This is a genomic window from Oribacterium sp. HCP3S3_B9 (assembly GCF_052064255.1).
Classification (GTDB): domain Bacteria; phylum Bacillota; class Clostridia; order Lachnospirales; family Lachnospiraceae; genus Oribacterium.
Window position 1 is genome coordinate 1 of sequence record NZ_JBQHVY010000002.1, and the last position, 26323, is coordinate 26323.

Here is a 26323-nt window from a genome sequence, read left to right on the forward strand (position 1 = left end):
TCGGTAGAGCGATCTTGCGGTCGTTAAGTTGTCCTGTGCGATCTTTTCCCGCATCGCTATGCGCTTTGCATTATCGAGGTCCTCCGAAAGGAGTGGTGTAATCATAGTGTAGCGCTGGAGCGCGACCTCGTCCTGCCAGTCTTTGTTTTTCGTCATCATGGTAGTAAACCTCCTTCATGAAGCTCACTATACCGTCATGATCTGTGACCGGAAAACAAAAGTAGGTGCATAGATTCATCGCCGGAACGGGACCAGAAACCCACCACTGTTGTAGATCGTCCGGATGACCTGTTCCAGCCACCGTCTGTTTGATTTTTGGAGAGAGGCGAGCAATGATGCACCGACATGAAGAATGCGGCTGTCGTAGTCGGACAGCTCATACGCCACAGCGCGGAGATATCCCTCGATGCGCTCCAGATTCTTCTGCAGCCACTGGAGCCAGAGCAGCATAGTCTCACCACATGGGTAGTCTTCGGAATCCAGGTCATCCGGTGTGATGACCTTTTCGAGAACGCCGCTGATCACCTCACTGTCGTAGTGCTTATACGGCAGCACCACACCAGGCAGTTCATTGTGAAGCTTCATGCATTTGCTGCACCGGAACCGGCGGATCATCAGCCACTTGCGGGTACCGCCTTCGCCCTTCATGATACGGCGCTTGCGATCACGGTAGACCAGCTTGCCACGACAGGACGGGCACGGAGGGATGGCATCATTGCTCTCAACATAAAAAACCGTTTACCTCATTGTGTCTGAGCTCGAAGTTTGATACACTGAACATGGTTTTGATACCAGAGGTTCGGGGGACACGACGTACAAAGAGGGTACCCCGGACCTTCTTTCTTTTTAATCTCATGACAGTATATAGATCAATCTCGTGACACGCAAGCAGATCAGCCCGAAGTCAATCTAGGCAGTCAACAACATCTCGAAAAAAAGAAGGATGCGCGATGCATCCTTCTTTCAAAATATAACGTATCATGAAGCATGTTGTCGATGGCGTACATGCCAACGGATCTGCTTCGCCTTCCACCGGGTTTCCCAGCTGGATGCCGAAGCATCAGTTCGACTTCCGCCAGGTTCTCGGCAGGAATAAAAGCAGCATCGGGAGGATCTCCAGTCTTCCGGCGAGCATATCGAAGGTCAGGACGATTTTACTGAAATCGGAATATGCGCTGAAATTACAGGTTGGACCTACGGCTGCGAGGCCCGGTCCGATGTTGTTGAAGGTCGCAGCTACGGCGGAGAAATTCGTCGTGAAGTCGAAATCATCTGCCCATGCGATCAGGAACACGGAGACCATGTAGATCACCACGTACATGATGAGGTAACAGTTGACGGAACGCACGACGCTGTGCTCGAGGCTCTTATGCTCGAGGCGGATGTGCTTGACGGCCTCCGGGTGTACCAGTACGAGAAGCTCCTTTCCAATCTCCTTCACCATGATGATGAGTCGGGAAATCTTGAAGCCACCGCCGGTGGAGCCTGCGCAGGCACCGGTAAACATCAGGAACAGGAGGAGCATCTGGCTCGCCTGCGGCCAGGTCGCGAAATCGAGGGTCGCGTAACCGGTGGTCGTGATGATCGCGCCGACTGTGAAGAAGCTGTGATGCAGTGCATACAGGAAGTCACCGCCGTACATCTTCACGATGTTGAACGCGAAGAAAAAGGTACTGAAAGCGACGATGCCGAGGTAGACACGCGCTTCCTCACACTGGAACGCATCGTGAAACTTCCGCTTCTGCATCAGGTAGTAGACATTGAAGTTCACACCGAACATGATCATCGACACGGCGATCAGGAACTGGCTCAGCATGCTGTAGTCGGCCATACCGGAGTTACGGACGGCGAATCCACCCGTGCCGGCGCTGCCGAAGGCGATACAGATCGAGTCATAGATGCTCATGCCGCTCAGGAGGAAAAGGATGATCCAGAAGAGGGTCAATGCAGCATAAATCTTATACAGTGCCTTCGCGGTATCTGCAACACGCGGCACAATCTTGCTGACATCCGGTCCCGGGGACTCGGCCTTCATGATCATCATATTGTAGCCGCCGCCGAGCGGAAGGATCGTCAGAACCAAGACGAGAACGCCCATGCCGCCGACCCAGTGGCTGAAGGAACGCCAGAAAAGCAGTCCCTTGCCAAGGTGCTCGACCTCCGCAAGAATCGAGGCACCGGTCGTCGTAAAGCCGGATACGATCTCGAAGACCGCATCGATGTAGGACGGAATCGTGCCGGTCAGATAAAACGGCAATGCGCCGATCAGCGACATTACGATCCAGCTCAGTGCACAGATGACGAAGCCCTCACGCGCATAATAGTCGGTACGCTTCGGTCCCTTTATGGTGGCCAGGGTACCGATGACGAGCGCTAGCACGGCGGAAACCGCCAGGGCCTGTACAGCCCAGAATTCCTGATAGATCAGTGCACAGATGATCGGCAGGATCATGATGACGACTTCCAGCTTCAGCACCCATCCGAGCACGTAAATAATCATACTAAAGTTCATTACCGAACGCTCCTTATGCGAGAATATCCTTGAGATCGTTGAAACCGGTATTCGTGGTGATCACGATGACGCTGTCGCCCGGCAGCATGAAGTCGGAGCCGCGCGGCGTGATGATCTGGTTTTCACGGACGATGGCCGCGATCAGAACGTTCTTCTTAAATGTCAGATCCGCGAAGGTATGATTGCAGAGGGCGGGATCATTGCCCACCTTGAACTCGAGGGCCTCTGCTCTTCCATCGGCGATTTTATACAGGGTCTCGACGTTCGAACCTTCAGAGTTCTTCAGCGCACGTACATACTGTACGATGTGATCCGCGACGATCTGCTTCGGGTAGATGACAGAGCCGAGGTTCATCTCAGAGGTGACGTTCTCAAAGGCGATACGGTTGATCTTCGTGATGAGACGCGCGTTGGAAAGCTTGCCTGCATAGAGAGACAGCATGATGTTCTCCTCGTCGAAGCCGGTCAGGGAACAGAAGGCGTCGGTCTTCTCGATGCCCTCGCGGATCAGAAGATCCTGGTCGGTACCGTCACCGTTGATGATGGTCGCATCAGGGAACTCGCCGGCAAGGAACTCGCAGCGGTCACGATCGTGATCGATCACCTTCAGCTTGCACTTCATATGGGAGTCGTGCATGTACTTCGCGATGTAGTAGGTGACCCTGCCGCCACCGACGATCATGCAGCTGCGGATCGGCTTATAATCGACGCCCAGCTGCTTGACGAATTCGTTGGACTGATCCGCACTCGCGATATAGCTGATGACATCGCCGTTCATGATGGCGTCGTTACCACTCGGGATGATGACCTGGTCGCCACGCTCGATCGAGCAGATCAGGACGTTGACCTTCAGAATACGCGGGATGTCATACATGCGGATACCGACGATGTTGCTGTTCTCCGGCACCTTGACGCGGATCAGGTCGATCTTGCCACGGGAGAAGCTGTCGATCTTCATGACCGACGGGAAGCGAAGCAGACGCTCGACCTCCTTTGCGGCCGCCATCTCCGGATTGATGACCATCGCGAGGTTCAGCTCATCACGGAGGTAGGTGATCTCATCCTTGTACTCCGGGTTACGGATACGCGCGATGGTGTTACAGTTACCTTCCTTCTTTGCGATCAGGCAGCACAGCATGTTGATTTCATCGGAGTTGGTTGCGGCGATGAGGACATCTGCATTCTTGACACCGGCCTCCTGCTGGATCGCCAGCATCGCGCCGTTTCCGTTGATACCCATGACATCCAGTGAATCTACCGCATGTCGAAGAACCTTCTCGTTGTTGTCGATGATCGTTACGTTATGGTTCTCCCTGTTCAGCTGACTGGCGAGAGAATATCCCACCTTACCACAGCCAACCACAATAATGTTCATAGCTCTACGCTCCTCCATCGTCTATCGAACTGATCCGTGTCGACCGGCATCCATCCTGAGGATATCCGTACGATCCACCCAGGCGGTTCGGGTCACGGGATGTCTGCACCATCCTCTTCTGCCGATCCGGCGCGGTCCCGCTCGTCGAGATCCCGCTGCAGCGGCTCCAGATAATGCACAAACATATCTTTGTGAGACCGGATCCGGTAGTTCAGATCGATCTCCTGAATATTAAAGGATTTCTTACCGCCGTTCTGCATACGGTTCCAGAAATACTGAATATCCCGGAAGGGAATGTAGTACATCTCCTTCCGGGTCGTAAATGAAAGTATGATAAAGCTGATGCCGCCCTGCTCCTCGAAGGCCTGCATGAATCGGACCTGGTGCGGATGCAGATTCTGCAGCGGCCAGAAATTCGTGGCGCATTCCTTCGCGTCGAAGCAGACCGGGATGCCCTGTACGAGGCCAATGTAGTCGACCGTGGACTTCTGATCGAAGTAGGCCAGTGTGATCTGCGTATGGTCCTCGTTCATGTTGATCGGTGTGATCGGCGTCGGAATCTTCTGCACGACCGCCAGCTTCTTCTCTAGGTAGGCCTCGTTCGTCCGGTTGATGAGCTCCTCCAGCTGTGAGCCACGGAGCCCGCGGGACTTCCAGGTGCCCATCAGTTCTTCGTATGGCTCTCGTTCAGCCAGGACTCCCAGCTCTTCACCATCGCGTCCTTATCATCGAAGTAGTTGATGCGCATCGCATCACGGCACTCGTGGAGGGTCTGGTTCGTTACCTGCACCGCATGATCCGTACCGGCCTTCAGGATGTCATAGACGTCGTTGATGTTTGTCTCCCACTTCGCACGGTTCTCACGAATCGGCTGAAGGAGATCCTCCATGACCTTGAGAAGGAACTTCTTGCACTTCATATCGCCGAGACCACCACGCTGGTAGTGCTCCTTCATCTCCTCGAGGTTCTTATAATCCGGGAGATAGTCCGCGAACTGGCTGTCATCACGCAGGAAGGCGTCGAGGTAGGTGAAGACCATATTGCCCTCGACATGACCAGGATCCGCAACGTTAATATGCGTCGGATCCGTGTACATGCTCATGACCTTCTTCTTTACGGTCGCGGCGTCATCGGACAGGAAGATACCGTTGCCGAGCGACTTCGACATCTTCGCCTTACCATCGATACCCGGGAGACGACGCTGTGCCGCATTCTCCGGAATCAGGATATCCGGCTCGACGAGGACATCGCACTTGTAGATCGTGTTGAAACGATGTGCGATCTCGCGTGCCTGCTCGATCATCGGCATCTGGTCCTCACCGGCTGGTACGGTGGTCGCCTTGAACGCTGTGATATCGGCGGTCTGCGATACCGGATAGGTGAAGAATCCGGCTGGAAGGCCGGCAACATTGTCATCCTCCGACTCGCTGCCGTTAAAGCCACGCATGAGCATCTCGGACTTGACGGTCGGGTTTCTGGACAGACGCTGGGTAGTTACGAGGTTCATATAGTAGAACGTCAGTGCGTGCAGTGCCGGGATGCCGGACTGAATGCAGATAAAGGACTTATCCGGGTCGATACCTGCGGAGAGATAATCGAGGGTGACCTCGATGATGTTATCACGTACCTTCTTCGGGTTATCCCAGTTATCGGTCAGGGCCTGATCGTCCGCGACGAGGATGTTGATCTCGTCGAACTGACCAGAGTTCTGAAGCTCTACTCTCCGCTGGAGAGAACCCACAAAGTGTCCTAAATGAAGTTTTCCGGTCGGACGATCGCCCGTCAGGATAACTTTACGCTTACAATCTTTTGCTAACATGCCTGCCTCCATAAAATGCACAAACTTATTATGAGTATAGCATACTAAAATGCGTTTTTAAACAGTAGTATCTTGTCATCGTCGATCGAGACGACGTCGAAGCGGCACTTCGTGTCGGCCTGTGAGCGCTTCGTGCAGGCGAGATAGGCTTCCGCTACCCGGCGGATCCGCTGCTGTTTCGCATGGTCTACGGCCTCGCAACCGTAGCCGTGGGCGCTGTCCTGGCGTTTCTTCACCTCGACGAAGACGAGCGTGTCGCCGTCCATCGCGATGATGTCGATCTCGTTCCGGTGAAAGCGCCAGTTTCGTGCGACGATCCGGTAGCCCGCCGTCTCGAGGTATGCTGCGGCCATGTCCTCCCCGCGGACACCGTCTGCGTGGTTGCCACGACGCGCGTCGGAGCGCTTCTGACTAGGTTTCGGATCCTCGATTTTCTCGGTGAATATTTTGGGGAGTTCTTTGAAGTACATGATGTTCCTTTAGTTTCAGGGGTCAGACCCCCTTCCGAAAGCCGAAAGGGGGTCGCAGAATTCACGCGTGGGTCAGACCCCTTGGCCTCTCGGGAATCGGTGAGCAACAGGGGTCAGACGAAATGGCCGATGAAGGAGCGACGGTGGATCGGGCATGGGCCGAGGCGTTTCAGGGCTTCGATGTGCTCCTTCGTGCCGTAGCCTTTATTACGGGCGAAGCCGTACTCCGGATACTGCGCGTCGTACGCCTCCATGAGCTGATCCCTCGTCACTTTCGCGAGGATGCTGGCGGCGGCGATGGAGACGGACTTCGCGTCGCCCTTGATGATCGACTCCTGTGGGATCTCGAGGCCTGGGATCGTGACGGCGTCGTTCAGCAGGAGACCTGGTGCGTCGGCGAGTCCTTTCGCCTGGAGCATCGCGCTCGTCTTCTGAACTGCGATGCGCATCGCTTCATAATCCGCCTGAAGGATGTTGATCTCATCAATCCGTTTCTCATCCACGATGCCGATGCCGTAGGCGATGGCTTTTTCTTGGATTACCGGCAGCAGCGCTTCGCGGCGGAGTGCGGTCACCTTCTTCGAATCGTTGAGATAGAGGATCACGGCATCCTTCGGGAGGATGCAGCAGGCGGCCACGACTGGGCCCGCCAGCGGACCTCTGCCGGCTTCGTCGATGCCGGCGATGAAGCGGACATCGGCATGTGCGTTTTCATATTCGTGCATCGCTGCTAAACGCGCGAGCTCCTTCTCCAGACGCTCGCCCTTCAGTTCTCTCGACATGAAATTCCTCTTTCTGGTTGTTACTGGTATCGTTGTGAAATGGTGTTGGGAAAGGGGTCTGACCCCCTTCCGAAAGCCGCAAGGAGGTCACAGAATTCAGGCGTGGGTCAGACCCCTTGGCTTTCCACTGCGTCTGCTTCTGCCGTCTCCTGGCTGGCCGTGGTCGGAACGTGCTCGAGGGTGATGGCGCCGAGGCGTCCGCTGCGGAAGTCGTCGAGGATGATCTTCGCGGTTTTCGTGTAGTCGATGTTTCCACCCTTCATGATGCAGCCGCGACGGCGGCCGATCTCGTCGAAGACCTGAATCGCTTCCTCGAGGCCTTCGAGGGAGCTGCCGTAGCGCGCGATCAGTGCCTCCGGGTAATAGCGCACGAGGTATTTGATGAGGTAGAATACGAGCTCGTCAATGTTCAGGATCTGGTCGTTGATGGAGCCGATGAGGGCCAGATTCAGGCCGACGATCTCGCGCTCAAACTTCGGCCAGGTGATACCCGGGGTGTCGAGCAGCTGCAGCTTTTTATTGACATTGATCCACTGATTACCACGGGTGACGCCCGGCTTGTTTCCGGTCTTCGCCATGGACTTTCCGACATAGGAATTGATGAAGGTGGACTTGCCGACGTTCGGCACACCGAGAACCATCGCACGGATGACCGGGGTCTTGATGCCGCGCTTCAGGTTCTTCTCGACGAGCGCCTTCGTCGCCTCATCGATGAGCGGATTCAGCTTCTTCAGGCTGCCCTTGTTTCGCGCATCGATTTCGAGTGTATAGTAGCCGCGGGCGGCGAAGTAGTCTGCGAAGCGCTTCGTCTCACGACGATCCGCGAGATCCGCCTTATTGATAAGGAGGATGCGGGCCTTATCCTTCGCGAAGCTGTCGACGTCCGGATTACGGGAGGATTCCGGGCAGCGGGCGTCGATGACCTCGATGACGAGATCGACCAGCTTCAGGTCCTCACGGATGTTTCGTTTTGCTTTGGCCATATGGCCTGGATACCATTGAATCGTCATAATTCACCTGTCTTCTATACTTCTTATATGTACATTACCTTGCATCATTGGATGAAACTGATTTTCTTAAACGGCAGCAGCCGGAACCAGATGCACTTTAAGCTGCGGATGCAGTGGGCAGCATCATCGGATGAAACCGATCTTTTTAAACGGCAACAGCCGGAACCAGATGCGTCCGAGGATCTGTGAGCGTTTGACATTACCGACATTGATGAAGCGGCTGTCCTCGGAGGAGTCTGCATTGTCCCCGATCAGGAAATACTCGTCCTCCATCAGTTCGACCGGCTTCTCCGCGATACCGCCGAGGGAGATGTCGGAGATCTGATCACTCTCCAGCAGGGTACCGTCGATGTAGATGCGACCGTTCTGGATCACGACAGTCTCGCCCGGCAGTCCGATGACGCGCTTCACGTTCCGTGTCGCGTCGCTTCGCTGGAAGATGACGACATCCATACGCTTCGGCTTCATGAACTTATACGTGAGCCGATCGACCAGCACGAGATCGCTCGCGGATATCGCCGGCTCCATGCTGTGACCGGAAATCTCCTCGGTCGTCAGAAAGCTGTGCACCAGAAACCACGCAAGCGCGATCACGACGATCACGTTCGTAACCGTGCCGACAAACTTCTGAATCGGACTCTTCTCTCGCATTCTTCACCTCATAACAATATTGGGAAGCCAGGGGTGACCCCTTTCCCGCAACGATAATCCAGTCACCGACCGGATCTTCTGCCTGGCTGGCAAACTCATCCGAAGGCCGGAAAACGCCCTCCATAACCTGCCGGGAGGCCAAGGGGTCTGACCCCGTATGGGGTCAGACCCCTTCCCATAAACCATTTCATAACTGGGATTTTACCAGTAAATAAAACCATTGAAAAGGGGCATCCCGTAAAACGGAACGCCCCCAATGATTCATCGCTTCTGATTACAGTGCCTTAACCTTGGCAGCCTTACCAGTACGCTCTCTAAGGTATGTGAGCTTTGCTCTTCTTACCTTACCTTTTCTAACGACCTCAACCTTCTCAACCATCGGGCTGTGAAGCGGCCAGGTCTTCTCTACGCCTACGCCGTTGGAAGACTTACGAACGGTGAAAGTAGTTCTGTTGGAACCACCCTGGATCTTCAGAACAGTACCCTCGAAGATCTGAGTTCTCTCACGGTTACCCTCTTTGATCTTGTTGTAAACGCGAACGGTGTCACCAGTGTTGAATGCTGGAACCTCAGCCTTGAGCTGACCCTGCTCGATGTTCTTGATAATCTCGTTATTAGACATTGTGTACCTCCTAGTACTATTCGACATTCATTCACGGAGTTTCTCGTTCGGCCCGAGCCGAATCACCTATTCCAAGCAGATGGAACCGTCAGCGGAATATCTCTCTTAGTCACAACCTTGACAATTTACCATAGATACGGAGGAATTGCAAGCGGTTTTTACCTTCCGGACGAGTCTTTTGAACTCATTTAAAATCCCATGACAGAGGCTCCATCATGGGATTTTCCGTACTTTATACGCTGTGCTCTTCGCCACGCAGGCATGCTGGCATTCAGGCCATGCCAAAAATCTGAGCCCAGTAGTTCTTTCCGTTCTTATTTGCGATTCCGATGCCCATCGTGGTAAAATCCGGCTTTAAGATATTGGCCTTATGCTCAGGAGATGCCATCCATGCATTGACAACTTCATCTGCAGTGTGGTAGCCCTCCGCCAGATTCTCACCATACATAAGGTTCTCATTTACAGTGTACCATTCGGTTCCGTTTGGTCTTGTGTGAGAAAAAAATGTAGAAGCTTCGGTCGCTCTTACGAGTGCAGGCGCATCCAGATTCGTATCGTACCGAAGTGGTTTCAATCCGTTTGCAGCGCGAATTCCATTTACCCTCGTGAGAATATCCATACCCATGTTCTGTGTAGCCATACGCTTACTCCTTCCGTCCGTTTCTCTTGATCAACTTATATAAATAATTTTACCATTAATCAATCAAATGGCAATTCTTTTTCCGGAAGTAGTCAGCTACTATTCAGCACGTTTCCGGCGGCGCTTCGGCTTCTTCGGTGCGAACTCCTTCGCATGCGAGGCGACATACGCCTCATACAGATCCGGGCGGCGTTCCTTCGTGCGGTCAAGGCTCATCTGGTGGCGCCACTCATCGACCTTCTTATGATCTCCGGAGAGGAGAATCGCTGGAACGCGGCGGTCCTCGTAGACCTCCGGGCGCGTGTACTGCGGGTACTCGAGGAGGCCGTCGGAGAAGCTTTCGATCTCATGCGAGGCATCCTTATTCAGGACACCATGCACGAGACGCGAGATAGAATCGATCATGCTGAGCGCCGGCAGCTCACCGCCGGTCAGGATGTAATCACCGATTGAGACATGCTCGACGTCGAGAATCTCGAGGGCGCGTTCGTCGATGCCCTCATAGTGTCCGCAGAGGAACAGGATATCCTCTTCCGCAGCGAGCTCCTCGGCCATCCTCTGATCGAAGGTGCGTCCCTGCGGCGACATGAAGAGCACGCGGGCCGGGCGATGGCCGATCTGATCGACGATATGCTGATAGCAGTCGACGATCGGCTGCACCTGCATGAGCATGCCGGCACCGCCGCCATACGGATAGTCGTCGACGTGGTTATGCGCGTCCTTCGTATAGTCGCGGATATTGAAGGCCTCGACATTCATAAGTCCTGCCTTGATAGCACGACCGCTGATGCTCTCGCGGACGACGTTTTCGATCATCTCCGGAAAGAGGGTCATCACATAGTAGTTTTTCATTCGTCCGCCTTTCTGGGGATAAGAAATCATCGACGGACAGGAGTGTTCTGTCCGCCGAAAACCAGCCGCATAGATGGATGAAGCCGGTTCTGCAGCGGACAGCCATCTGCTGTCCGTCGGAAACTTGGCATAGCCTGGTCCAGGTATCAGAGATCGAGGATGCCCGGAATCAGATGCACTTTCAGAAATCCCTGCTCCGGCTGTACGTCCGTGATGAACTGGCCGCGTACATACGGGATCATGAGGTCCTTCTTCTGATTCTTCACGATCAGCACATTATTCGCGCCGGTTTCGAGGATGTCCTTGACGGTGCCGAGGCACTCGCCGGACACATCGTCGAGGACGTCGATGCCGATCAGATCGCCGACAAAATACTCGCCTTCCTCGAGCGGGATCGCATCGGCGCGATCCACGTACAGCTCGCCGTGGCGGAACGGGAGGACATCATCGATCGAGTCGATGCCCTCGAATTTTACGATGGCCAGGTTTTTCGAGAAGCGCACGCGCTCGACGTGGAGCTCGCGCAGGTTTTCCATAGAACCGGAAAGATCCAGCCAGACTTTATCTAAATCGAAAAATCTGTCTGGATCCTCTGTCGTAGGATAAACCTTCACCTCGCCCTTGAGGCCATGGGTGGTAACAACTGTACCAACTCTCAGTTTTTCCTGCATATTAAATCCTTATGATCCGTAATCGGATGGTCTCAGCGGATGTCTACGGAAACCTTAACGTCAGCCTTGCTGGCAGCGGCAGACATCACTGAGCGAATCGCCTTGGCGATGCGACCGGAACGACCGATGACCTTTCCCATATCCTGCTCATTTACAGAGAGGGTGAGCACGATCTCGCCGTCCTTATCTTCCTCGACGACCTTGACGTCGTCCGGATTCTGCACCAGCGCCCGGGCAATCGTTTCGAGTAATTCCTTCATGAGGTCTCCTCTCGGCTAAATAATCAGCAGATACCAGCCTTCTTGAGGAGCTTTGCAACGGACTCGGTCGGCTGTGCACCGTTTGCGATCCACTGCTTCGCCTTCTCAGCGTCGATCTTGATCTCAGACGGCTCTACGCATGGATTGTAGGTACCGATCTCCTCGATGAAACGGCCGTTTCTCGGGGATCTGGAATCTGCTACGATAACTCTGTAAAACGGTGCGTGAATCTGTCCCATTCTTCTTAATCTGATCTTTAACATGTCTTTTTCTCCTGTTTTAAAAATAAATGTACATATATATGATTAACAGCAGTGCTGTTGAATCCTGTTACTTATCGGGAGGCCAATGTCATCGGCCTCTGTGCACGTACCCGCCCGGGGACGGTGCGGTTGCCTTCCGTGCTGCGTACGCTGTCCGGAAGGCTTATACGAACGGAAATTCCGTCCCGATTCCGAAAACTGCGATTCCTATTAAGAATCTTTATCAGAACGGAAACCGGCCACGGCCCAAGCCGCCGAGATTTCCGAGTCCGCCGAGGTTTCCGAAACCGCCGCGGCCATGCTTGCTGCGTATCGCACCGCCGAACTGCTTCATCATCTTCCGCATCTGCTCGAACTGCTTTACAAGGCGGTTCACCTCTGCGATATCGACACCCGCACCGCGCGCGATCCGACGCTTACGGGACGGATTGATGAGATCCGGGTTCGCTCTCTCCTTCGGTGTCATGGACTGGATGATCGACTTCACCTGATTCATCTTCTTCTCAGCATCGTCTGTATCGATGTCACCGAGCCCCGACATACCAGGCAGCAGCTTCATGATACCGCCGAAGCCGCCGAGCTTCTTCATCTGCTCCATCTGATCCATGAAGTCGTTGTAGTCGAACTTGCCACGGGTGATCTTTCCCATGGTCTCCTTCGTCTTATCCTCATCGATGTTCTTCTGTGCCTTCTCGATGAGAGAAAGGACATCACCCATGCCGAGGATACGACCCGCCATACGATCCGGATAGAACTGCTCGAGGTCGTCGAGCTTCTCGCCCATACCTAAGTACAGGATCGGCTTCCCGGTCATCGCCTTGATGGAAAGCGCCGCACCACCACGGGTATCACCATCACACTTCGTGAGGATCACACCGTCGATGCCCACCTTCTCAGTGAAGGTCTCGGCAACATTGACCGCTTCCTGACCGGTCATCGCGTCGACTGTGAGGACGGTCCACTGTACATCGACCGCCTTCTTGATGTTCTGGAGCTCATCCATGAGCTTCTCGTCGATCTGAAGACGACCCGCCGTATCGAGGATCACCACGTTGTAGTGCTGGGCCTTCGCCTCCTCGATGGCTCTCCGCGCGATCTCGACCGGGCTGATCTTGTCGCCCAGGGAGAAGAACGGAACCTTCACCTTCTCAGCATTGACACGCAGCTGATCGATCGCCGCCGGACGGTAGATATCGCAGGCGACGAGGACAGGCGTCCGGCCCGCCGACTTGAACTTTCCGGCCAGCTTCGCTGCCGTCGTGGTTTTACCGGCACCCTGAAGACCTACCATCATAATGACGGAAATCTCGCTCGCCGGACGAAGTGTGATCTCGGTGGTCTCCGAGCCCATCATCTCGGTCAGCTCGTCGTTGACGATCTTCACGACCGTCTGCGCCGGTGTGAGGCTGTTCAGCACCTCCTCACCGATGGCCTTTTCCTTCACCTTCGCGATGAATTCCTTCACCAGCTTGAAGTTGACATCGGCCTCGAGCAGTGCCATACGCACCTCGCGGAGCGCCTGATTGACATCGTCCTCGGAAAGCTTTCCCTTCCGACCGAGATTTGAAAATACATTACTTAATCGATCTGTCAGATTTTCAAATGCCATATACTCTCCTGCATTTTCAAACGTCTCTGTGCATCTGCGTCCGCCCCTCGTCCGGCCAATGCTTCTGGCCTTTACGCAGTCTCAGACGCCATCTATGATCTCACCCGCGATGGCTCGAATCGCGTCATCTCCGCTTAGATCGAAGATCCGCTCCGCCTTCTCACGAATGCTCACCAGCTTATGCTGAAGTCCGAGGATTTCCTCTGTGCTTTGCAGCTTCTTATCCGCGCGACGGAACAGCTCCTGCGCTGCCTGCCGTGTGACGCCCAGCTCCTCACCGATCTCGGTGAAGCTCATGTCGTCCATGACATGGTACTCATATACCTTCCGCTGATTTTCATTCAGCAACCCGCCATACAGCTCGAAAAGGTTGCCGCGCACTACAAATTCATCCATAATCACCCTCAAACCTTTGCTAGTATAGCACATAAAAATATGCTGTCAACTATTTTTGTTGACAGCATATGAATGTCCCGTGGCCCGTTCTAAAGCTGTTAATCCGCAAAGATCGAGTCGACGTACTCCTTAGCATCAAAGCGGCGCAGGTCGGTGGCCTTTTCGCCGGTGCCGATGTACTTCACCGGGATACCGAGCTCGGACTGGACCGCGAGGGCGATGCCGCCCTTCGCGGTGCCATCCATCTTCGTCAGGATGATACCGGTCACCTGGCAGGCATCCTTGAAGATCTCCGCCTGTGACATCGCATTCTGCCCCGTCGTCGCATCCAGTACGACCAGGGTTTCACGGAAGCCCTCCGCGAACTCCTTATCGATGATACGGTTGATCTTTCCCAGCTCCTGCATCAGATTCTTCTTATTATGAAGACGACCCGCCGTATCGATGATCAGCAGATCCGCGTTCTTCGACTTGAAGGACTGCAGCGCATCAAACACCACCGCCGCCGGATCAGAACCCTCCTTCTGCGCGATGACATCCGTATCGATCCTCTTACCCCACTCCTTCAGCTGCTCGATCGCACCCGCACGGAAGGTATCCGCCGCCGCCAGGATTACCCGCTTTCCCTGACGCTGGAAGAAGTACGCCATCTTACCGATCGACGTCGTCTTGCCCACGCCATTGACACCGATGACCGAAATGATACTCTTCTGCCGCTCGAAATCATAGTAGGACTCATCCACACGCATCAGCTCATACAGATAGTCCCTCAGAATCTTCTTCACCTCACGCGTCGTATTCACACCCTGACGCTTCGCCTCCGACTTCACCGCATCAATGATCTTCAGCGTCGTCGTCACACCCACATCCGACATGATCATCGCATCTTCCAGATCCTCGTAGAACGCGTCATCCGCGACCTCATTTGACTGGAATATATTATTAATTAATCTCGAGAAAAAATTTGCCATAGAAGCTCCTTTAGTCTTTCGTAATATATTTATCAAACAACAGAAAGTAACTGTCTCTTTTGTATTTATTTAAATCAAAACAAATGCTGTTTTATAAACCAACAGGAAAATTCGAGCCGTTATATGGGGCTGATTGCGAATTCAAAGAACAGGTTCTTCCGAATTGTACGTGTCCTGCCATACAGGCTTGCCTGTAATGGCAGGCACGAACAAGGCGGAAGGTTCTGTACTTTGAACTGAGTGAGTGCCCCATATGACGGTCGAATTTTCCGTTCGGTTAAACTCCGTTCTGTACTTTGAACTGAGTGAGTGCTCTCTGGGGGTGGTCCAGAATCCGTCCGGTTAAATCACGCGTCGAGCTGATCCGCGACGAGATCCACCGACACGAGCGTCGACACACCCTTCTCCTGCATGGTGATTCCGAACAGGCGATCCGCATTCTCCATGGTACCACGACGGTGCGTGATGACGATAAACTGCGTCTGGTTCAGATTATGCAGGTACTCGGCAAAACGCGAAACGTTCGAGTCGTCGAGTGCCGCCTCGATCTCGTCGAGGAGACAGAACGGCGACGGCTTCAGACACTGGATCGCAAAGAGCAGCGCGATCGCCGTCAGCGCCTTCTCGCCACCCGACAGCTGCATCATGTTCTGCAGCTTCTTTCCAGGCGGCTCGGCGATGATCGAAATCGAGGTCGTCAGCACATCCGGATCCGAAGTGTCGAGCTCCAGACGGCCCTGTCCGCCACCGAAGAGGATCTTGAAGGTCTTGTCAAACTCCACCTGGATGCGCTGGAAGTTCTCATTGAACTGCTTCCGCATGCCCTGGTCGAGCTCCTCGATGACCTTCCCGAGCGACTTCGCGGACTCCGTGAGGTCGAGGTACTGATTATTCAGGAACTCGTAACGCTCGCTGACCTCCTTATACTGCTCGATCGCGTCGACATTCACCGGACCGAGCGCCTTCAGCTGATTCTTCAGCTTCGACACGAGGGAACGCACCTCCGAGGTATTCTTATACTCCTCGGAATAGCGCTTCTTCGCTTCATCGAAGGTGAGCCCGTACTCGTCGAACATGTAGCTCGTGAGCTTGTCGATCTTTTCGTCGAGCTTCTCCTTCTTATTCTGCACACGCATCGACTCCTTCTCTATATTGAGCAGTCGCTGCGAGATCTCATCCTTGCGGCCGAAGAAGGACTTCCGCTCGGCGACGAGCTTCTCCTTCTCCTCCGTGGCCCGCGCTGTCTCCGCCTGGGCCTCTGCCGCCACGTTGTCTGCATTGGCAATCAGATCCTGGAGCTCGGTGATGCGATCCGCCTTCTCTGCGAGCACCTGGTCGCTGTTCTGCTGCGCATCCTCCATCTCACCCTTCTCGGTCGTGAGGGCCTCGAGCTCGCCGTTCAGGCGGTGCAGGGTCTCCGTCACGAAGTCGGTACGGGTCGACAGGGACGAGTACTCGACATTGATCTGGGACGCGATCGCCATCGTCTTCGTGTTCTGATCGAGCTTCAACTGCTCGATCTCCTCGTGATGCGCCTCCACGGACGCCTTCGCGAGCGCACGACGGTTCTCGCCCTCGCTCAGCTTCGCACGCAGCTCCGCAGCCTGCTTCTCGCCCTCGAGCATCTGCGCCTCGATCTCGTCGAGCTCGCGCTTCCGGCCCATCAGATTCGAGCTGTTGCGGAAGGCACCACCCGAGATCGAACCGCCCGGATTCAGCTGCTCGCCCTCGAGCGTTACGATACGGAGGCTCTGCCGGTACTTCCGCTGGATCTGCAGTGCATTGTCAATGTTGTCGACCACCAGCACACGGCCCAGCAGGAACTCTGCGAGACTGATGTACTTTTTGTCGAGGTCAATGAGGTCGCACGCGAGTCCGATGGCGCCGCGCTCATGCGACGCCTGCTCACAGTTGTTATCGCGGCGTCCGCGAATGTTGCTGAGCGGGAGGAAGGTGGCACGTCCGTAGCGGTGCTGCTTCAGGAACTGGACCATGTCCTTCGCCGTCGCTTCGTCCTCGGTGACGACGTTCTGAATCGCGCCGCCGAGGGCCGTCTCGATCGCCGTCTCGTACTTCGCCGGGACCTCGATGAGGTCTGCTACGACGCCGAGGATGCCGCGTCTCCGGTCACGCTGGTCCATGACCATCTTGACCGCATTGCCGTAGCCCTCATAGCGCTCCGCGAGGTTACGAAGGGTCTCGAGGCGGTTCTTGAGACGATCGAGCTCACGGTTCTTCTCGACGATCCGCTCACGCAGCTGCTGATTTTCGGTGCCGAGCCGATCCACCAGCGCGGTATCACTCGCGATGATGGCATTGACCTCCTCGAGGCGCTGACCGAGTGCGGCGAGCTCCTTCCGCTGGTCCTCGATGTTCGTGAGGAAGTGGTCGTTCTTCACCGGGGAGCTCGACTCGGCTTCCTTCACCGGACGCTCCTCGAGCTCGAAGTCCGGGCCCATGCAGCTCGACACGGTGAGCTCGGTCTCGTCCATCGTGGAGCCGATCATCTCGAGATCGAGATCGATGTTTTCCATCATCTCGTCGGTCGCCGCCTTGTTGTCACGGATGAAGGTGATCTGATCACGGATCCAGCGAAGAAGACTCCGGTTATCCTCGATCTGCGCGATACGGTCGAACACGTCCTTTCCGAGGGCGTTGATTCGCTGCGTGTAGTGCAGTGCGTTGTTCTTTTCGGTGTTGATCTGCTCGTTCAGGACATCGATCTGTCCCTGGAGGTTTGTTTTCAGGACATCCGACTGACTGACGGTATCCTTCGCCTGCTGAAGCTTCTCATCGAGGGCGTGAATCTGCTCCTCGAGCGCGTTGTACTTGCCATTCAGCTGCTCGGACTCCTGCTTGATTGCGGCGAGGTCCTGCTCGACGGTGTCTGCATTGGCATTTACCGTGTCTAGGCCTTTCAGCGTGTCCTCCATGTCGCGTACGAAAAGGTTCGCGTCGGCGTTTACGAGCTCGTCACGGATCGAAAGGTACTCGCGGGCCTGCTCGGACTGGCGCTTCAGCGGGCCGACCTGGCGCTCGAGCTCGGTGAGGATGTCCGTCACACGCGTGAGGTTCGCTTCCTCGTCGCTGAGCTTCTTCTCGGCAAGGGCCTTCCGGCGCTTGAACTTCACGATACCGACGGCCTCATCGAAGAGGTCACGACGCTCCTCCGGCTTACCGGAGAGGATTTTGTCGACCTGCCCCTGTCCGATGATGGAGTAGCCGTCCTTACCGATACCGGTATCGTAGAAAAGCTCGTTGATGTCCTTCAGACGACACTCGGTGCCGTTCAGCATGTACTCGGACTCGCCCGAGCGGTAGAGGCGACGGGAAACCGTGACTTCATCGTAATCGATGTTCAGGATGCGGTCCGAATTATCGAGGGTGATCGCCACGAAGGCCGAGCTCTGCGGGCGGCGGAGCTGTGTGCCGGCGAAGATGACATCCTGCATGGAGCTTCCACGCAGCTGCTTCACCTTCTGCTCACCGAGTACCCAGCGCACCGCGTCGGAGATGTTCGACTTTCCGGAGCCGTTCGGGCCGACGATGCCCGTGATGCCCTTACTGAAATCCAGGACGGTCTTGTTCGCAAAGGACTTGAAGCCCTGAATCTCAATAGATTTTAAATACATAACCTGTTTCCGCCTTTATGCGCTTGAGTGTCTGGTACGCTGCGCCCTGCTCGCCCTTCTTTTTACTGGAGCCCTCGCCGATCCCGTAGGCCTCTCCATCAATCACTGCCTCGACTCGATAGTAGCGGTCGTGACATGGACCGGATTCCTCGATGACACGGTACTCGAGGGACTTTTTGTTCTGCGACACGTACTCCTGAAGCACCGTCTTCGCATCACGATAGAGCCCTGCGTTTTCGATATCGCAGAGCACGAAACGACGCACGAACTTCTCCGCCGGTGCGAAGCCCCCATCGAGGTACATCGCGCCGATCACAGACTCGAAGGCGTCGGAAATGACGGAATCCCGACGATTGATGCCCTCGCGCGCCTCGCCCTTTCCGAGGATGATGTAATCACCAAGGTTCACCTTTCGGGCTGCCTCTGCGAGCGTCGGCTCACATACCAGTGCGGCACGAATCTTGGTCATGACACCCTCCTGAATCACCGGACGGCGGTTAAAAAGAAAAACGCTGGAAACCAGCTCCAGCACAGCATCTCCGAGAAACTCAAGACGCTGATTCGAAGCCTCCTTCGGCTCCCCGCTCTCATTACTATACGAAGGATGCGTCAACGCATGCTTCAGAAGAGACACATCACGGAAGCGATAACCGATCGCATCCTGTAAAACATCTAAATTCTGTTCCATAAATCTCCTTTACTCCAGAAGCATGACATGGAGGGCACAGCGTAAGGTAGTTTTGCATATGGCAAAACTATGAATACGTTCGCCACTATGGCATCACGGGGGCCCCCACCCTACGGGCACCCCCGTGATAAACCTTAGTTCCAAGTACAGAACCCAGTGTAGTGTCCGTGTCCGTCTATGCAGAGCAAGTCTGCATGCCTGACGCGGACACTACGCTGGAACCTGTTCTTTGAATGCGCAAGCTTGTGCCCTCCAAGCTCCTGCTTCTTCAGTTCAAGAATTCAAAATTAATGATTGACGATATATGATGAAATCACTGATTGACCGCTTCCCGGATAGCGTCGACCGCATCCTGAACGGTGCTCATGTGCTCAGTGGCGTCATCCGGTACCTGGATACCGAAGGTATCCTCGATGGCCATCACGACCTGTACGACATCGAGGGAGTCCATCTCGAGGTCATCCACGAAGCGAGCCTCCGGGGTGATCTTCGCAGGATCCACACGCGGTACCTCATTCACGATAATCTGCTTCAGCTTCTCAAATTCCATGGTTTCTCCTATCTGTTTATGGGGTCTGACCCCATAAACTTCAACTTTAGATTTTGTTTATAAAAATTTAATGGGGTCAGACCCCCTTACGAAATTCTTAAGATTCGCGGGCGTTCTCGGCTTCGATGCTGGCGGCGATCTTCTGCACCGCGTCGGCGTGGACGAAGTCGTAGCACTGCTGGATGGCGTGTGTGATTTCGCGACCGTCGGTGTTACCGTGCACCTTTACGACGAGGCCACGGAGACCGAGGATCGGTGCACCGCCATACTGCTTCGCATCAAACTTCTTCAGCGTACCCTTGAGGGTGCCCTTAATGAGGGCACCGCCGATGAGTGAGATCGGGGTGGACTTGATGGCACTCATGATCTCACCAAGGAGCATCTTACCGACGCCCTCATACATCTTCAGGATACAGTTGCCGACGAAGGCGTCACATACGACGACGTCGCAGGCACCGAAGGAAATCTCACGTGCCTCGCAGGAACCGATGAAGTTGATGTCCTTCACTTCCTTTAGGAGCGGCATGGTCTCCTTCACGAGGGCATTGCCCTTCTCCTCCTCGGCACCGACATTGACGAGGCCGACCGTCGGGTTCTGGATACCGCAGACCTCCTTCATATAGATGGAGCCCATCTTCGCGTACTGGACCAGCCACTCCGGCTTGGCGTCAACATTGGCACCACTGTCGAGAAGCAAGGTCACGCCCCTGCTGGTCGGAATCAGTGCGCCGAACGGTGGACGTGGCACACCCTTCGCACGTCCGATGATGAGCTGACCACCGGCGAGAATCGCGCCACTGGAGCCCGCGGAAATGAAGGCATCCGCATGGCCCTCCTTCACGAAATGAAGACCCTTCACGATGCTGGAATCCTTCTTGCGACGGATTGCAAGCACCGGTGCCTCATGCAGAGAAATCACCTCCGCCGCATCACAGATCTCGACACGCGCCGCGAGATCCGCCTCCGACACCCCGGCTGACTTCGCACTCTTCTGAAGCTCCTCCTTCAGAAGTCCCTCCGGACCGAAAAGAAAAAGCTTCGTATCTTTCGTAGCTGCAAGGGAACGAAGCGCACCATCCATGATCGCGGAAGGCGCTTGATCACCACCCATACAGTCGATTGCTATTCTGACCATAATACTCCTTTTTGTTCGAGAACTGCCGTATCCGGAATTTCGTGCTGCTATTCATCGCTATCGCTCAGACTCTGGATGCAAACATCTCGAATTTAACATCAAAACATCATTTTATTCTAATATGAACACAGTCCTTTTGCAAGAATTGCATTTAAGGTTCAGGCAGGCCCTCCGGGGCTCTGAAAGCATGAAATCACGTAATCACGCATGTATCAGCTGATGATAGCGTCGCTTCTCCTCATACATCCGCTCGTCCATCTCGCGGAGGAAGGTTTCGGTGTCACTCGGGTCGAGCTTCGCATAACCCATCGAGACGCTGATCTTAAACGGCTCCGCACCGGAGCGGTTGAAGACATCGAGGCGACGGTTGATTTCCGTCATGGTCGCGAAGACCTCGTTCGAGTCCTCGCAGATCAGCAGCGCCACGAACTCATCACCAGCATAGCGGATCGGAATTCCCCCGTCCGGAAGAGCCTTCGAGAGGATATTGCCCATCACGCGGATCGCCTGGTCCCCCATGCTGTGACCGTAGTGGTCGTTGATCTGCTTGAAGTCATTGACATCCATCATGATCCCGAAGACGGATAAACGCGATAGTCTTTCCTTATTTGCGAGCACACGGTCGAGGTAACGTCGGTTATAGAGTCCCGACAGCGAGTCCGTCGAGATATTCTCGGAGTACACCTGCATCTGCACGAAGGTAAGCGAAATGGCGACCGAAATCCAGGAGCTCGTGATGCCATAGCACAGGAACTGAATGACGATACCGAGCACGCAAGGTCCTATGAAGTAGAAAATCGGGAAGAAATCGAGGTTTATGCCCACTTCCCTCGAGTGATATACGAGGTAAATGCTGTAGAGCAGATACAGATAAACCGAGGTAAAACCGATGATCGAGTAGAAGCCGCGGCTGTACATATTGTCCGCTGAAATCGTAAACATGAAGCCGTTCCCGCACAGGTTATACAGGAGACAGCCGAACTCAAACAGGAGCGGGAGCGCGACGTAGCGGAGGTTCCGCCGATACCGCGCATGGTTCTTATAGATATGCAGGTCGACATAGAGACACCAGAGGAAACCGATAACGACCGTGCCCATATACGCAAGGCTGTTCGTGAGATAGTTCAGGAAGCGCGCGCCGACGAAGCTCTGCCCATCCACGAGGAACGTGAGGGTGTCATTCACGGCCCCCAGCAGCGTGATGAGCGTCATCCAGTCATAGATTCGATCATCCCCATGTATGCTCTCTCTGTTTCGATGGCGGCAATACAACAGAAACGCCATCATGATGATAGCGGTGCCATTCACCATAAAAATCTCTTCAAAAATCATAGTTTTGTCCTGCTCAATCTCTTTATTTCATTCAGTAAATCGACACTTTTGCTCTTAAAGTATAAAATTTCGACGCCTTTAATGCAATTCGAATGCAGAAATTTACGTGAAAAAACAGGCAGTTGTTTGGCCAATGTTTCTGCAGGAGCGTCTATCACCGCCCGCTGTGCCCTGTTTATTCGGCAAAAAACGGGCAATGCCTGATGTAGACATTGCCCGAATATGGTTTACTACGTATGACAGTGGCTTAGTTTCCCTGTGCTGCGTTCTCTTCTACGATCTGGTTCTGAACGTCGCCCGGTGCCTGCTCATAGCGAGCGAAGCTGTACTCATAATCGCCGGTACCGCCGGTCATGGAACGAAGGTCGGTGCCGTAGCCGTACAGATTGGACATCGGAACCTCCGCCTGGATGACCTGCTTGCCATGGCCGATCGACTCCATACCGAGGACTCTGCCGCGGCGCTTCGTCATATCACCCATGATATCGCCGGTATTGGCATCCGGAACCGTGACCTTGATGGACGCGATCGGCTCGAGAAGGATCGGCTGACACTTCATGAAGGCATCCTTAAACGCCATGTTCGAAGCCGTCTTGAACGCCATATCGGAGGAATCAACCGGATGGTAGGAACCATCGAGGAGGGTCGCCTTCACACCGACTACCGGATATCCGGCCAGAGGACCCTTCTCACAGCCCTCCTGTACGCCCTTCTCAACCGCCGGGAAGTAGTTCTTCGGAACGGATCCGCCGAATACCTGCTCCTCGAATACATACGCTGTCTCGAGGTCGCCGGACGGCTCGAACTGCATGATGACATCACCGAACTGGCCGTGTCCGCCGGACTGCTTCTTATATCTGCCCTGTACCTTCGCGCTCTTCTTGATGGTCTCACGATATGCGAAACGAGGCTTCGACAGAACGAGGGTTACGTTGTAGCGCTCCTTGATCTCGGAAGCGACGACATCGAGCTGCTGATCGCCGATACCATAGATGAGGGACTGACGGTTCTCCGGATCAGAAACGGTCTTGAGCGTCTTATCCTCCTCCATCATACGAGCGAGTGCGGTCGCGAGCTTATCTTCCTCGGTCTTGTTTTCGGCAGCGTATGCCTTAAAGGTATATGGTGTCGAGAACTGCGGGCCGTGATACATGATCGGCGCATTACGAACCGCCATCGTATCACCGGTCGCCGTGACGCTGAGCTTCGCAACGGCACCGATATCACCGGACCTAAGCTCCGGAACCTCGATGGATTCCTTACCGCGGAGAACGTAGATCTTACCGATCTTCTCGGTGGTTTCCTTATTTACGTTATAGACCTCAGTGTTCGGCTTCAGGGTACCGGTGCAGACCTTCATGAGGGAGTACTTTCCGAGGAACGGATCCACGATGGTCTTCCATACCTTCGCAGTCAGGGTTACATCGGAATTATACTTCGCGGTGAAACGCTCGCCGTTCGATACATCGACGCCGACGGTCTCGAACTCGTCCGGTGCCGGGAAGTACTTGTCGATGACCTGAAGAAGGACATTGAAGCCCTGTACGTTTACGCCGGAGCCCATGAGCACTGGAACCATGCTGCAGGTCTTCACGTTCTGACGAAGTGCGGTCTGGATCTCCTCGACGGTGAACTCCTCACCACCGAAGTACTTCTCCATGAACTCGTCGGAGGTCTCTGCAACGGCCTCAAGAAGAGCATTTCTTGCGATACCGAGGTTCTTCTTAACGTACTCAGGGATCTCACAAGGCTCATACTCGTTCGGCTTTGTGAACTTACGGCCCTCCATCTTTACGACGTTTACGAGGCCGACAAACTTCTCATTTTCGCGGATCGGGATCTGGAACGGTGCGACGGAACGTCCGAACTGCTTCTCCAGATTCAGTACCAGCTGACGGAAGGATGCGTGATCGTCATCCATGTTTGTCACGAAGAAAAGACGTGGGATGCGGAACTTCTCACAGATGTCCCATGCTCTCAGGGTGCCAGGCTCGATGCCTGCCTTACAGTTCACCACGATGATGGCAGCGTCCGCTACAGAAACCGCTTCCTCCACCTCGCCCACGAAATCAAAATAACCCGGAGTGTCCAGTATATTGATCTTGAGATCTCCGTGCTCACCCTTATACTCGATCGGAACGGTGGTCGCGGAAATCGAAAACTTTCTCTTGATTTCTTCCTTGTCGTAATCCGAAACTGTGTTGCCCTCAGGGACGCTTCCCATCCGGGTGGTGGTGCCGGTGACATAGGCCAGAGCCTCTGCTACGGTCGTCTTACCTGCGCCGCCATGTCCCAAAAGAACAACGTTACGTATGTTTCCGGTGTCATATACCTTCATAAGTCTTTCCCTCCTGTGCATACGAAGTATTCATTAGTTAGTATTCTACTAAAAATTAAAGCCTAATACAAGAAATTTGTGAATTTTATACCAAATCAGATGGAGGTTTATTAGAGTTCAGACAGGTGGCCGGAATCGGATCCGTGAACAAAAAAAGCTGGCGCAGAAGCGTCAGCTTTTTAATCGTTACGAGGTAAAATCTTACATCGAGATCCAGCCGAAGGCGTTTGCGATCGAGCTGATCAGGATGATGGCGGCGAAGACCGGGCAGAGGAAGCGGATCATGAAAGCGAAGATCTTCTTCCGCTTGAACGGTGCACCGTCTGCGGTGACCTCCGCTTCGATCTTCTCTACACCGATCACTCTTGAGACGAGCAGGCAGGTGGCGATCGCGGCGATCGGCATCATGACGGTGTTCGTGAGGAAATCGAAGAAATCCAGGAACTGCATGCCGATGATGGTGACCTCTGCGAGTGGACCGTAGCCGAGGGCGGACAGGGTGCCGAGGGATACGATGATGAGGCCGATGATGGTCGTCGACTTCTTACGGCTCCACTTGAACTCATCCTCGAAGGTCGAAACCGCACTCTCGGTCAGCGCGATGGAGCTAGTGAGGGCTGCGAAGAGCACCAGCACGAAGAACATCACACCGGTCAGGGTTCCGAAGCCCATACTTGCGAAGACCTTCGGGATCGTGATGAACATGAGAGACGGACCCGCCTGAAGGGTCGCGGCATCTCCGCCGCTGAAGGCAAAGACCGCCGGGATGATCATGAGACCCGCCATGATGGCGATCGCGGTATCGAAGATCTCAACCTGCTCGGTCGCCGCTTCGATTTCGGTTTCCTTCCGCATGTAGGAGCCGAAGGTGACAAGGATACCCATGGCGATCGACAGGGAGTAGAACATCTGGCCCATCGCGGTTACGACGGTCATCCAGGAGAAGTTCTTCACATTTGGTACGAGGAAGTACTTCACGCCCTCGAAGGCACCTGGTCTCGTCACGGAATAGACGGCGATGATCACGGACAGCACGACGAGAATCGGCATCATAAACTTCGAAACACGTTCGATTCCGTTCTGTACACCGGCATAGATGATGGCGATGACGACGACGGAAAAGACGATGAAGCAGATTTCCGGTGAAAGCCCGTTGGAAATAAACTCGCCGAAATAACCGTCCTGCGCGACGAGCTGTGTCTGCCCGCCGAGGTACTCGGCGAGGTACTTGATGACCCAGCCGCCGATGACAGAGTAATATGGCACGATGAGGATCGGAATGATCGCATTGATCCAGCCACCGAGGGAAAGCCACTTCGACTTTCCGAAGCTGTCATACGCACCGACCGGGCTCTTCTTCGTCATACGACCGAGTGCGGTCTCAGCGATGATCATCGTATAACCGAAGGTCATCGCGAGAAAAATGTAGACGATCAGGAAGATACCTCCACCATACTTCGCCGCGAGGTATGGGAATCGCCAGATATTACCAAGTCCTACCGAAGCGCCTGCTGCCGACAGAACGAAACCGATCTTGCCGGAGAACGAGCTTCTCTTTTTATGCTGATTCATAATCACATGTCTCCCTTTAATTTAAAGCACTAAAGTCAAACATTAACATAAAGAGAAGTTATAAACAAGGCTTTGCATGAAATTTACTTTTGTCTTCTATAGCTTAAACACAGCAGTTCAGGCAAGGACCCCTGCCTGAACTGTTATATTCGAGATGGTTGCGTAAAAAGACC

Annotated in this window: 25 protein-coding genes; all 25 read right to left on the reverse strand. The window is 54.4% G+C overall.

What is annotated here, in order from left to right; genetic code table 11:
• Positions 1-234 precede the first annotated feature (234 nt).
• Positions 235-708, reverse strand: a complete 474-nt coding sequence (locus ACTNC3_RS01375) for a DUF6431 domain-containing protein (protein WP_441226373.1) — start codon at positions 706-708, stop codon at positions 235-237.
• 352 nt (positions 709-1060) lie between these two features.
• Positions 1061-2512, reverse strand: coding sequence for a TrkH family potassium uptake protein (locus ACTNC3_RS01380; RefSeq protein ID WP_410043586.1), 1452 nt, complete (start codon positions 2510-2512; stop codon positions 1061-1063).
• Between the two features lie 13 nt (positions 2513-2525).
• On the reverse strand, positions 2526-3887 hold the full coding sequence (gene trkA, locus ACTNC3_RS01385) for a Trk system potassium transporter TrkA (protein WP_441226218.1): 1362 nt from the start codon (positions 3885-3887) through the stop codon (positions 2526-2528).
• A gap of 92 nt (positions 3888-3979) precedes the next feature.
• Complete coding sequence (locus ACTNC3_RS01390) at positions 3980-4552, reverse strand: Holliday junction resolvase RecU (protein ID WP_410043584.1); 573 nt, start codon at positions 4550-4552, stop codon at positions 3980-3982.
• Complete coding sequence (gene trpS, locus ACTNC3_RS01395) at positions 4552-5706, reverse strand: tryptophan--tRNA ligase (RefSeq protein ID WP_441226219.1); 1155 nt, start codon at positions 5704-5706, stop codon at positions 4552-4554. Before trpS ends, ACTNC3_RS01390 begins: the two co-directional genes overlap by 1 nt.
• Positions 5707-5750: 44 nt before the next feature.
• Entirely contained in the window at positions 5751-6176 is a 426-nt protein-coding gene (locus ACTNC3_RS01400) for a YraN family protein (RefSeq protein WP_410043582.1), read from the reverse strand.
• A 113-nt stretch (positions 6177-6289) separates the two neighbouring features.
• Positions 6290-6958 (reverse strand): ribonuclease HII, encoded by a 669-nt coding sequence (locus tag ACTNC3_RS01405; protein ID WP_441226220.1) that lies wholly within the window; start codon positions 6956-6958, stop codon positions 6290-6292.
• Between the two features lie 107 nt (positions 6959-7065).
• Positions 7066-7968, reverse strand: coding sequence for a ribosome biogenesis GTPase YlqF (gene ylqF / locus ACTNC3_RS01410; protein WP_441226221.1), 903 nt, complete (start codon positions 7966-7968; stop codon positions 7066-7068).
• A gap of 123 nt (positions 7969-8091) precedes the next feature.
• On the reverse strand, positions 8092-8619 hold the full coding sequence (lepB, locus tag ACTNC3_RS01415) for a signal peptidase I (RefSeq protein WP_410043580.1): 528 nt from the start codon (positions 8617-8619) through the stop codon (positions 8092-8094).
• Between the two features lie 274 nt (positions 8620-8893).
• On the reverse strand, positions 8894-9241 hold the full coding sequence (gene rplS / locus ACTNC3_RS01420) for a 50S ribosomal protein L19 (RefSeq protein ID WP_410043579.1): 348 nt from the start codon (positions 9239-9241) through the stop codon (positions 8894-8896).
• A gap of 271 nt (positions 9242-9512) precedes the next feature.
• Entirely contained in the window at positions 9513-9881 is a 369-nt protein-coding gene (locus ACTNC3_RS01425) for a CAP domain-containing protein (RefSeq protein WP_410043578.1), read from the reverse strand.
• A 99-nt stretch (positions 9882-9980) separates the two neighbouring features.
• A complete protein-coding gene (gene trmD / locus ACTNC3_RS01430) occupies positions 9981-10733 on the reverse strand; it encodes a tRNA (guanosine(37)-N1)-methyltransferase TrmD (protein ID WP_441226222.1) in 753 nt (250 codons plus the stop codon).
• Between the two features lie 146 nt (positions 10734-10879).
• Positions 10880-11404 (reverse strand): ribosome maturation factor RimM, encoded by a 525-nt coding sequence (rimM, locus tag ACTNC3_RS01435; protein WP_441226223.1) that lies wholly within the window; start codon positions 11402-11404, stop codon positions 10880-10882.
• Between the two features lie 32 nt (positions 11405-11436).
• On the reverse strand, positions 11437-11664 hold the full coding sequence (locus tag ACTNC3_RS01440) for a KH domain-containing protein (RefSeq protein WP_410043575.1): 228 nt from the start codon (positions 11662-11664) through the stop codon (positions 11437-11439).
• A 23-nt stretch (positions 11665-11687) separates the two neighbouring features.
• Positions 11688-11927, reverse strand: a complete 240-nt coding sequence (gene rpsP, locus ACTNC3_RS01445) for a 30S ribosomal protein S16 (RefSeq protein ID WP_410043574.1) — start codon at positions 11925-11927, stop codon at positions 11688-11690.
• Between the two features lie 223 nt (positions 11928-12150).
• Positions 12151-13536, reverse strand: a complete 1386-nt coding sequence (ffh, locus tag ACTNC3_RS01450; RefSeq protein WP_410043573.1) for a signal recognition particle protein — start codon at positions 13534-13536, stop codon at positions 12151-12153.
• An 81-nt stretch (positions 13537-13617) separates the two neighbouring features.
• Positions 13618-13932, reverse strand: a complete 315-nt coding sequence (locus ACTNC3_RS01455) for a sigma factor-like helix-turn-helix DNA-binding protein (RefSeq protein WP_441226224.1) — start codon at positions 13930-13932, stop codon at positions 13618-13620.
• A gap of 98 nt (positions 13933-14030) precedes the next feature.
• Entirely contained in the window at positions 14031-14903 is an 873-nt protein-coding gene (gene ftsY, locus ACTNC3_RS01460; protein ID WP_410043571.1) for a signal recognition particle-docking protein FtsY, read from the reverse strand.
• Between the two features lie 347 nt (positions 14904-15250).
• A complete protein-coding gene (gene smc / locus ACTNC3_RS01465; RefSeq protein WP_441226225.1) occupies positions 15251-18535 on the reverse strand; it encodes a chromosome segregation protein SMC in 3285 nt (1094 codons plus the stop codon).
• Positions 18516-19223 (reverse strand): ribonuclease III, encoded by a 708-nt coding sequence (rnc, locus tag ACTNC3_RS01470; RefSeq protein ID WP_441226226.1) that lies wholly within the window; start codon positions 19221-19223, stop codon positions 18516-18518. Before rnc ends, smc begins: the two co-directional genes overlap by 20 nt.
• Positions 19224-19536: 313 nt before the next feature.
• The gene (gene acpP / locus ACTNC3_RS01475; protein ID WP_410043568.1) at positions 19537-19773 is read right to left on the reverse strand and encodes an acyl carrier protein; all 237 of its coding nucleotides are present in this window, start codon (positions 19771-19773) and stop codon (positions 19537-19539) included.
• A gap of 97 nt (positions 19774-19870) precedes the next feature.
• Positions 19871-20908: a phosphate acyltransferase PlsX gene (plsX, locus tag ACTNC3_RS01480; protein WP_441226227.1), complete on the reverse strand. Its 1038-nt coding sequence runs from the start codon at positions 20906-20908 to the stop codon at positions 19871-19873.
• 201 nt (positions 20909-21109) lie between these two features.
• A complete protein-coding gene (locus tag ACTNC3_RS01485; RefSeq protein WP_410043566.1) occupies positions 21110-22240 on the reverse strand; it encodes a GGDEF domain-containing protein in 1131 nt (376 codons plus the stop codon).
• A gap of 247 nt (positions 22241-22487) precedes the next feature.
• Positions 22488-24578 (reverse strand): elongation factor G, encoded by a 2091-nt coding sequence (locus tag ACTNC3_RS01490; protein ID WP_441226228.1) that lies wholly within the window; start codon positions 24576-24578, stop codon positions 22488-22490.
• Positions 24579-24779: 201 nt separating this feature from the next.
• Entirely contained in the window at positions 24780-26150 is a 1371-nt protein-coding gene (locus ACTNC3_RS01495; RefSeq protein WP_441226229.1) for a sodium-dependent transporter, read from the reverse strand.
• Positions 26151-26323: the final 173 nt, after the last annotated feature.

What these genes read in the sequence shown, in the direction of transcription:
- ACTNC3_RS01425 (WP_410043578.1), bottom strand. Translation starts at nt 9,881, where the DNA reads ATGGCTACACAGAACATGGGTATGGATATTCTCACGAGGGTAAATGGA.
- ftsY (WP_410043571.1), bottom strand. Translation starts at nt 14,903, where the DNA reads ATGGCAAATTTTTTCTCGAGATTAATTAATAATATATTCCAGTCAAAT.
- ACTNC3_RS01485 (WP_410043566.1), bottom strand. Translation starts at nt 22,240, where the DNA reads ATGATTTTTGAAGAGATTTTTATGGTGAATGGCACCGCTATCATCATG.
- acpP (WP_410043568.1), bottom strand. Translation starts at nt 19,773, where the DNA reads ATGGAATTTGAGAAGCTGAAGCAGATTATCGTGAATGAGGTACCGCGT.
- smc (WP_441226225.1), bottom strand. Translation starts at nt 18,535, where the DNA reads ATGTATTTAAAATCTATTGAGATTCAGGGCTTCAAGTCCTTTGCGAAC.
- ACTNC3_RS01440 (WP_410043575.1), bottom strand. Translation starts at nt 11,664, where the DNA reads ATGAAGGAATTACTCGAAACGATTGCCCGGGCGCTGGTGCAGAATCCG.
- rpsP (WP_410043574.1), bottom strand. Translation starts at nt 11,927, where the DNA reads ATGTTAAAGATCAGATTAAGAAGAATGGGACAGATTCACGCACCGTTT.
- ylqF (WP_441226221.1), bottom strand. Translation starts at nt 7,968, where the DNA reads ATGACGATTCAATGGTATCCAGGCCATATGGCCAAAGCAAAACGAAAC.
- ACTNC3_RS01495 (WP_441226229.1), bottom strand. Translation starts at nt 26,150, where the DNA reads ATGAATCAGCATAAAAAGAGAAGCTCGTTCTCCGGCAAGATCGGTTTC.
- ACTNC3_RS01455 (WP_441226224.1), bottom strand. Translation starts at nt 13,932, where the DNA reads ATGGATGAATTTGTAGTGCGCGGCAACCTTTTCGAGCTGTATGGCGGG.
- plsX (WP_441226227.1), bottom strand. Translation starts at nt 20,908, where the DNA reads ATGGTCAGAATAGCAATCGACTGTATGGGTGGTGATCAAGCGCCTTCC.
- rplS (WP_410043579.1), bottom strand. Translation starts at nt 9,241, where the DNA reads ATGTCTAATAACGAGATTATCAAGAACATCGAGCAGGGTCAGCTCAAG.
- ACTNC3_RS01380 (WP_410043586.1), bottom strand. Translation starts at nt 2,512, where the DNA reads ATGAACTTTAGTATGATTATTTACGTGCTCGGATGGGTGCTGAAGCTG.
- rnc (WP_441226226.1), bottom strand. Translation starts at nt 19,223, where the DNA reads ATGGAACAGAATTTAGATGTTTTACAGGATGCGATCGGTTATCGCTTC.
- ffh (WP_410043573.1), bottom strand. Translation starts at nt 13,536, where the DNA reads ATGGCATTTGAAAATCTGACAGATCGATTAAGTAATGTATTTTCAAAT.
- lepB (WP_410043580.1), bottom strand. Translation starts at nt 8,619, where the DNA reads ATGCGAGAGAAGAGTCCGATTCAGAAGTTTGTCGGCACGGTTACGAAC.
- trmD (WP_441226222.1), bottom strand. Translation starts at nt 10,733, where the DNA reads ATGAAAAACTACTATGTGATGACCCTCTTTCCGGAGATGATCGAAAAC.
- rimM (WP_441226223.1), bottom strand. Translation starts at nt 11,404, where the DNA reads ATGCAGGAAAAACTGAGAGTTGGTACAGTTGTTACCACCCATGGCCTC.
- trpS (WP_441226219.1), bottom strand. Translation starts at nt 5,706, where the DNA reads ATGTTAGCAAAAGATTGTAAGCGTAAAGTTATCCTGACGGGCGATCGT.
- ACTNC3_RS01390 (WP_410043584.1), bottom strand. Translation starts at nt 4,552, where the DNA reads ATGGGCACCTGGAAGTCCCGCGGGCTCCGTGGCTCACAGCTGGAGGAG.
- ACTNC3_RS01490 (WP_441226228.1), bottom strand. Translation starts at nt 24,578, where the DNA reads ATGAAGGTATATGACACCGGAAACATACGTAACGTTGTTCTTTTGGGA.
- ACTNC3_RS01400 (WP_410043582.1), bottom strand. Translation starts at nt 6,176, where the DNA reads ATGTACTTCAAAGAACTCCCCAAAATATTCACCGAGAAAATCGAGGAT.
- trkA (WP_441226218.1), bottom strand. Translation starts at nt 3,887, where the DNA reads ATGAACATTATTGTGGTTGGCTGTGGTAAGGTGGGATATTCTCTCGCC.
- ACTNC3_RS01405 (WP_441226220.1), bottom strand. Translation starts at nt 6,958, where the DNA reads ATGTCGAGAGAACTGAAGGGCGAGCGTCTGGAGAAGGAGCTCGCGCGT.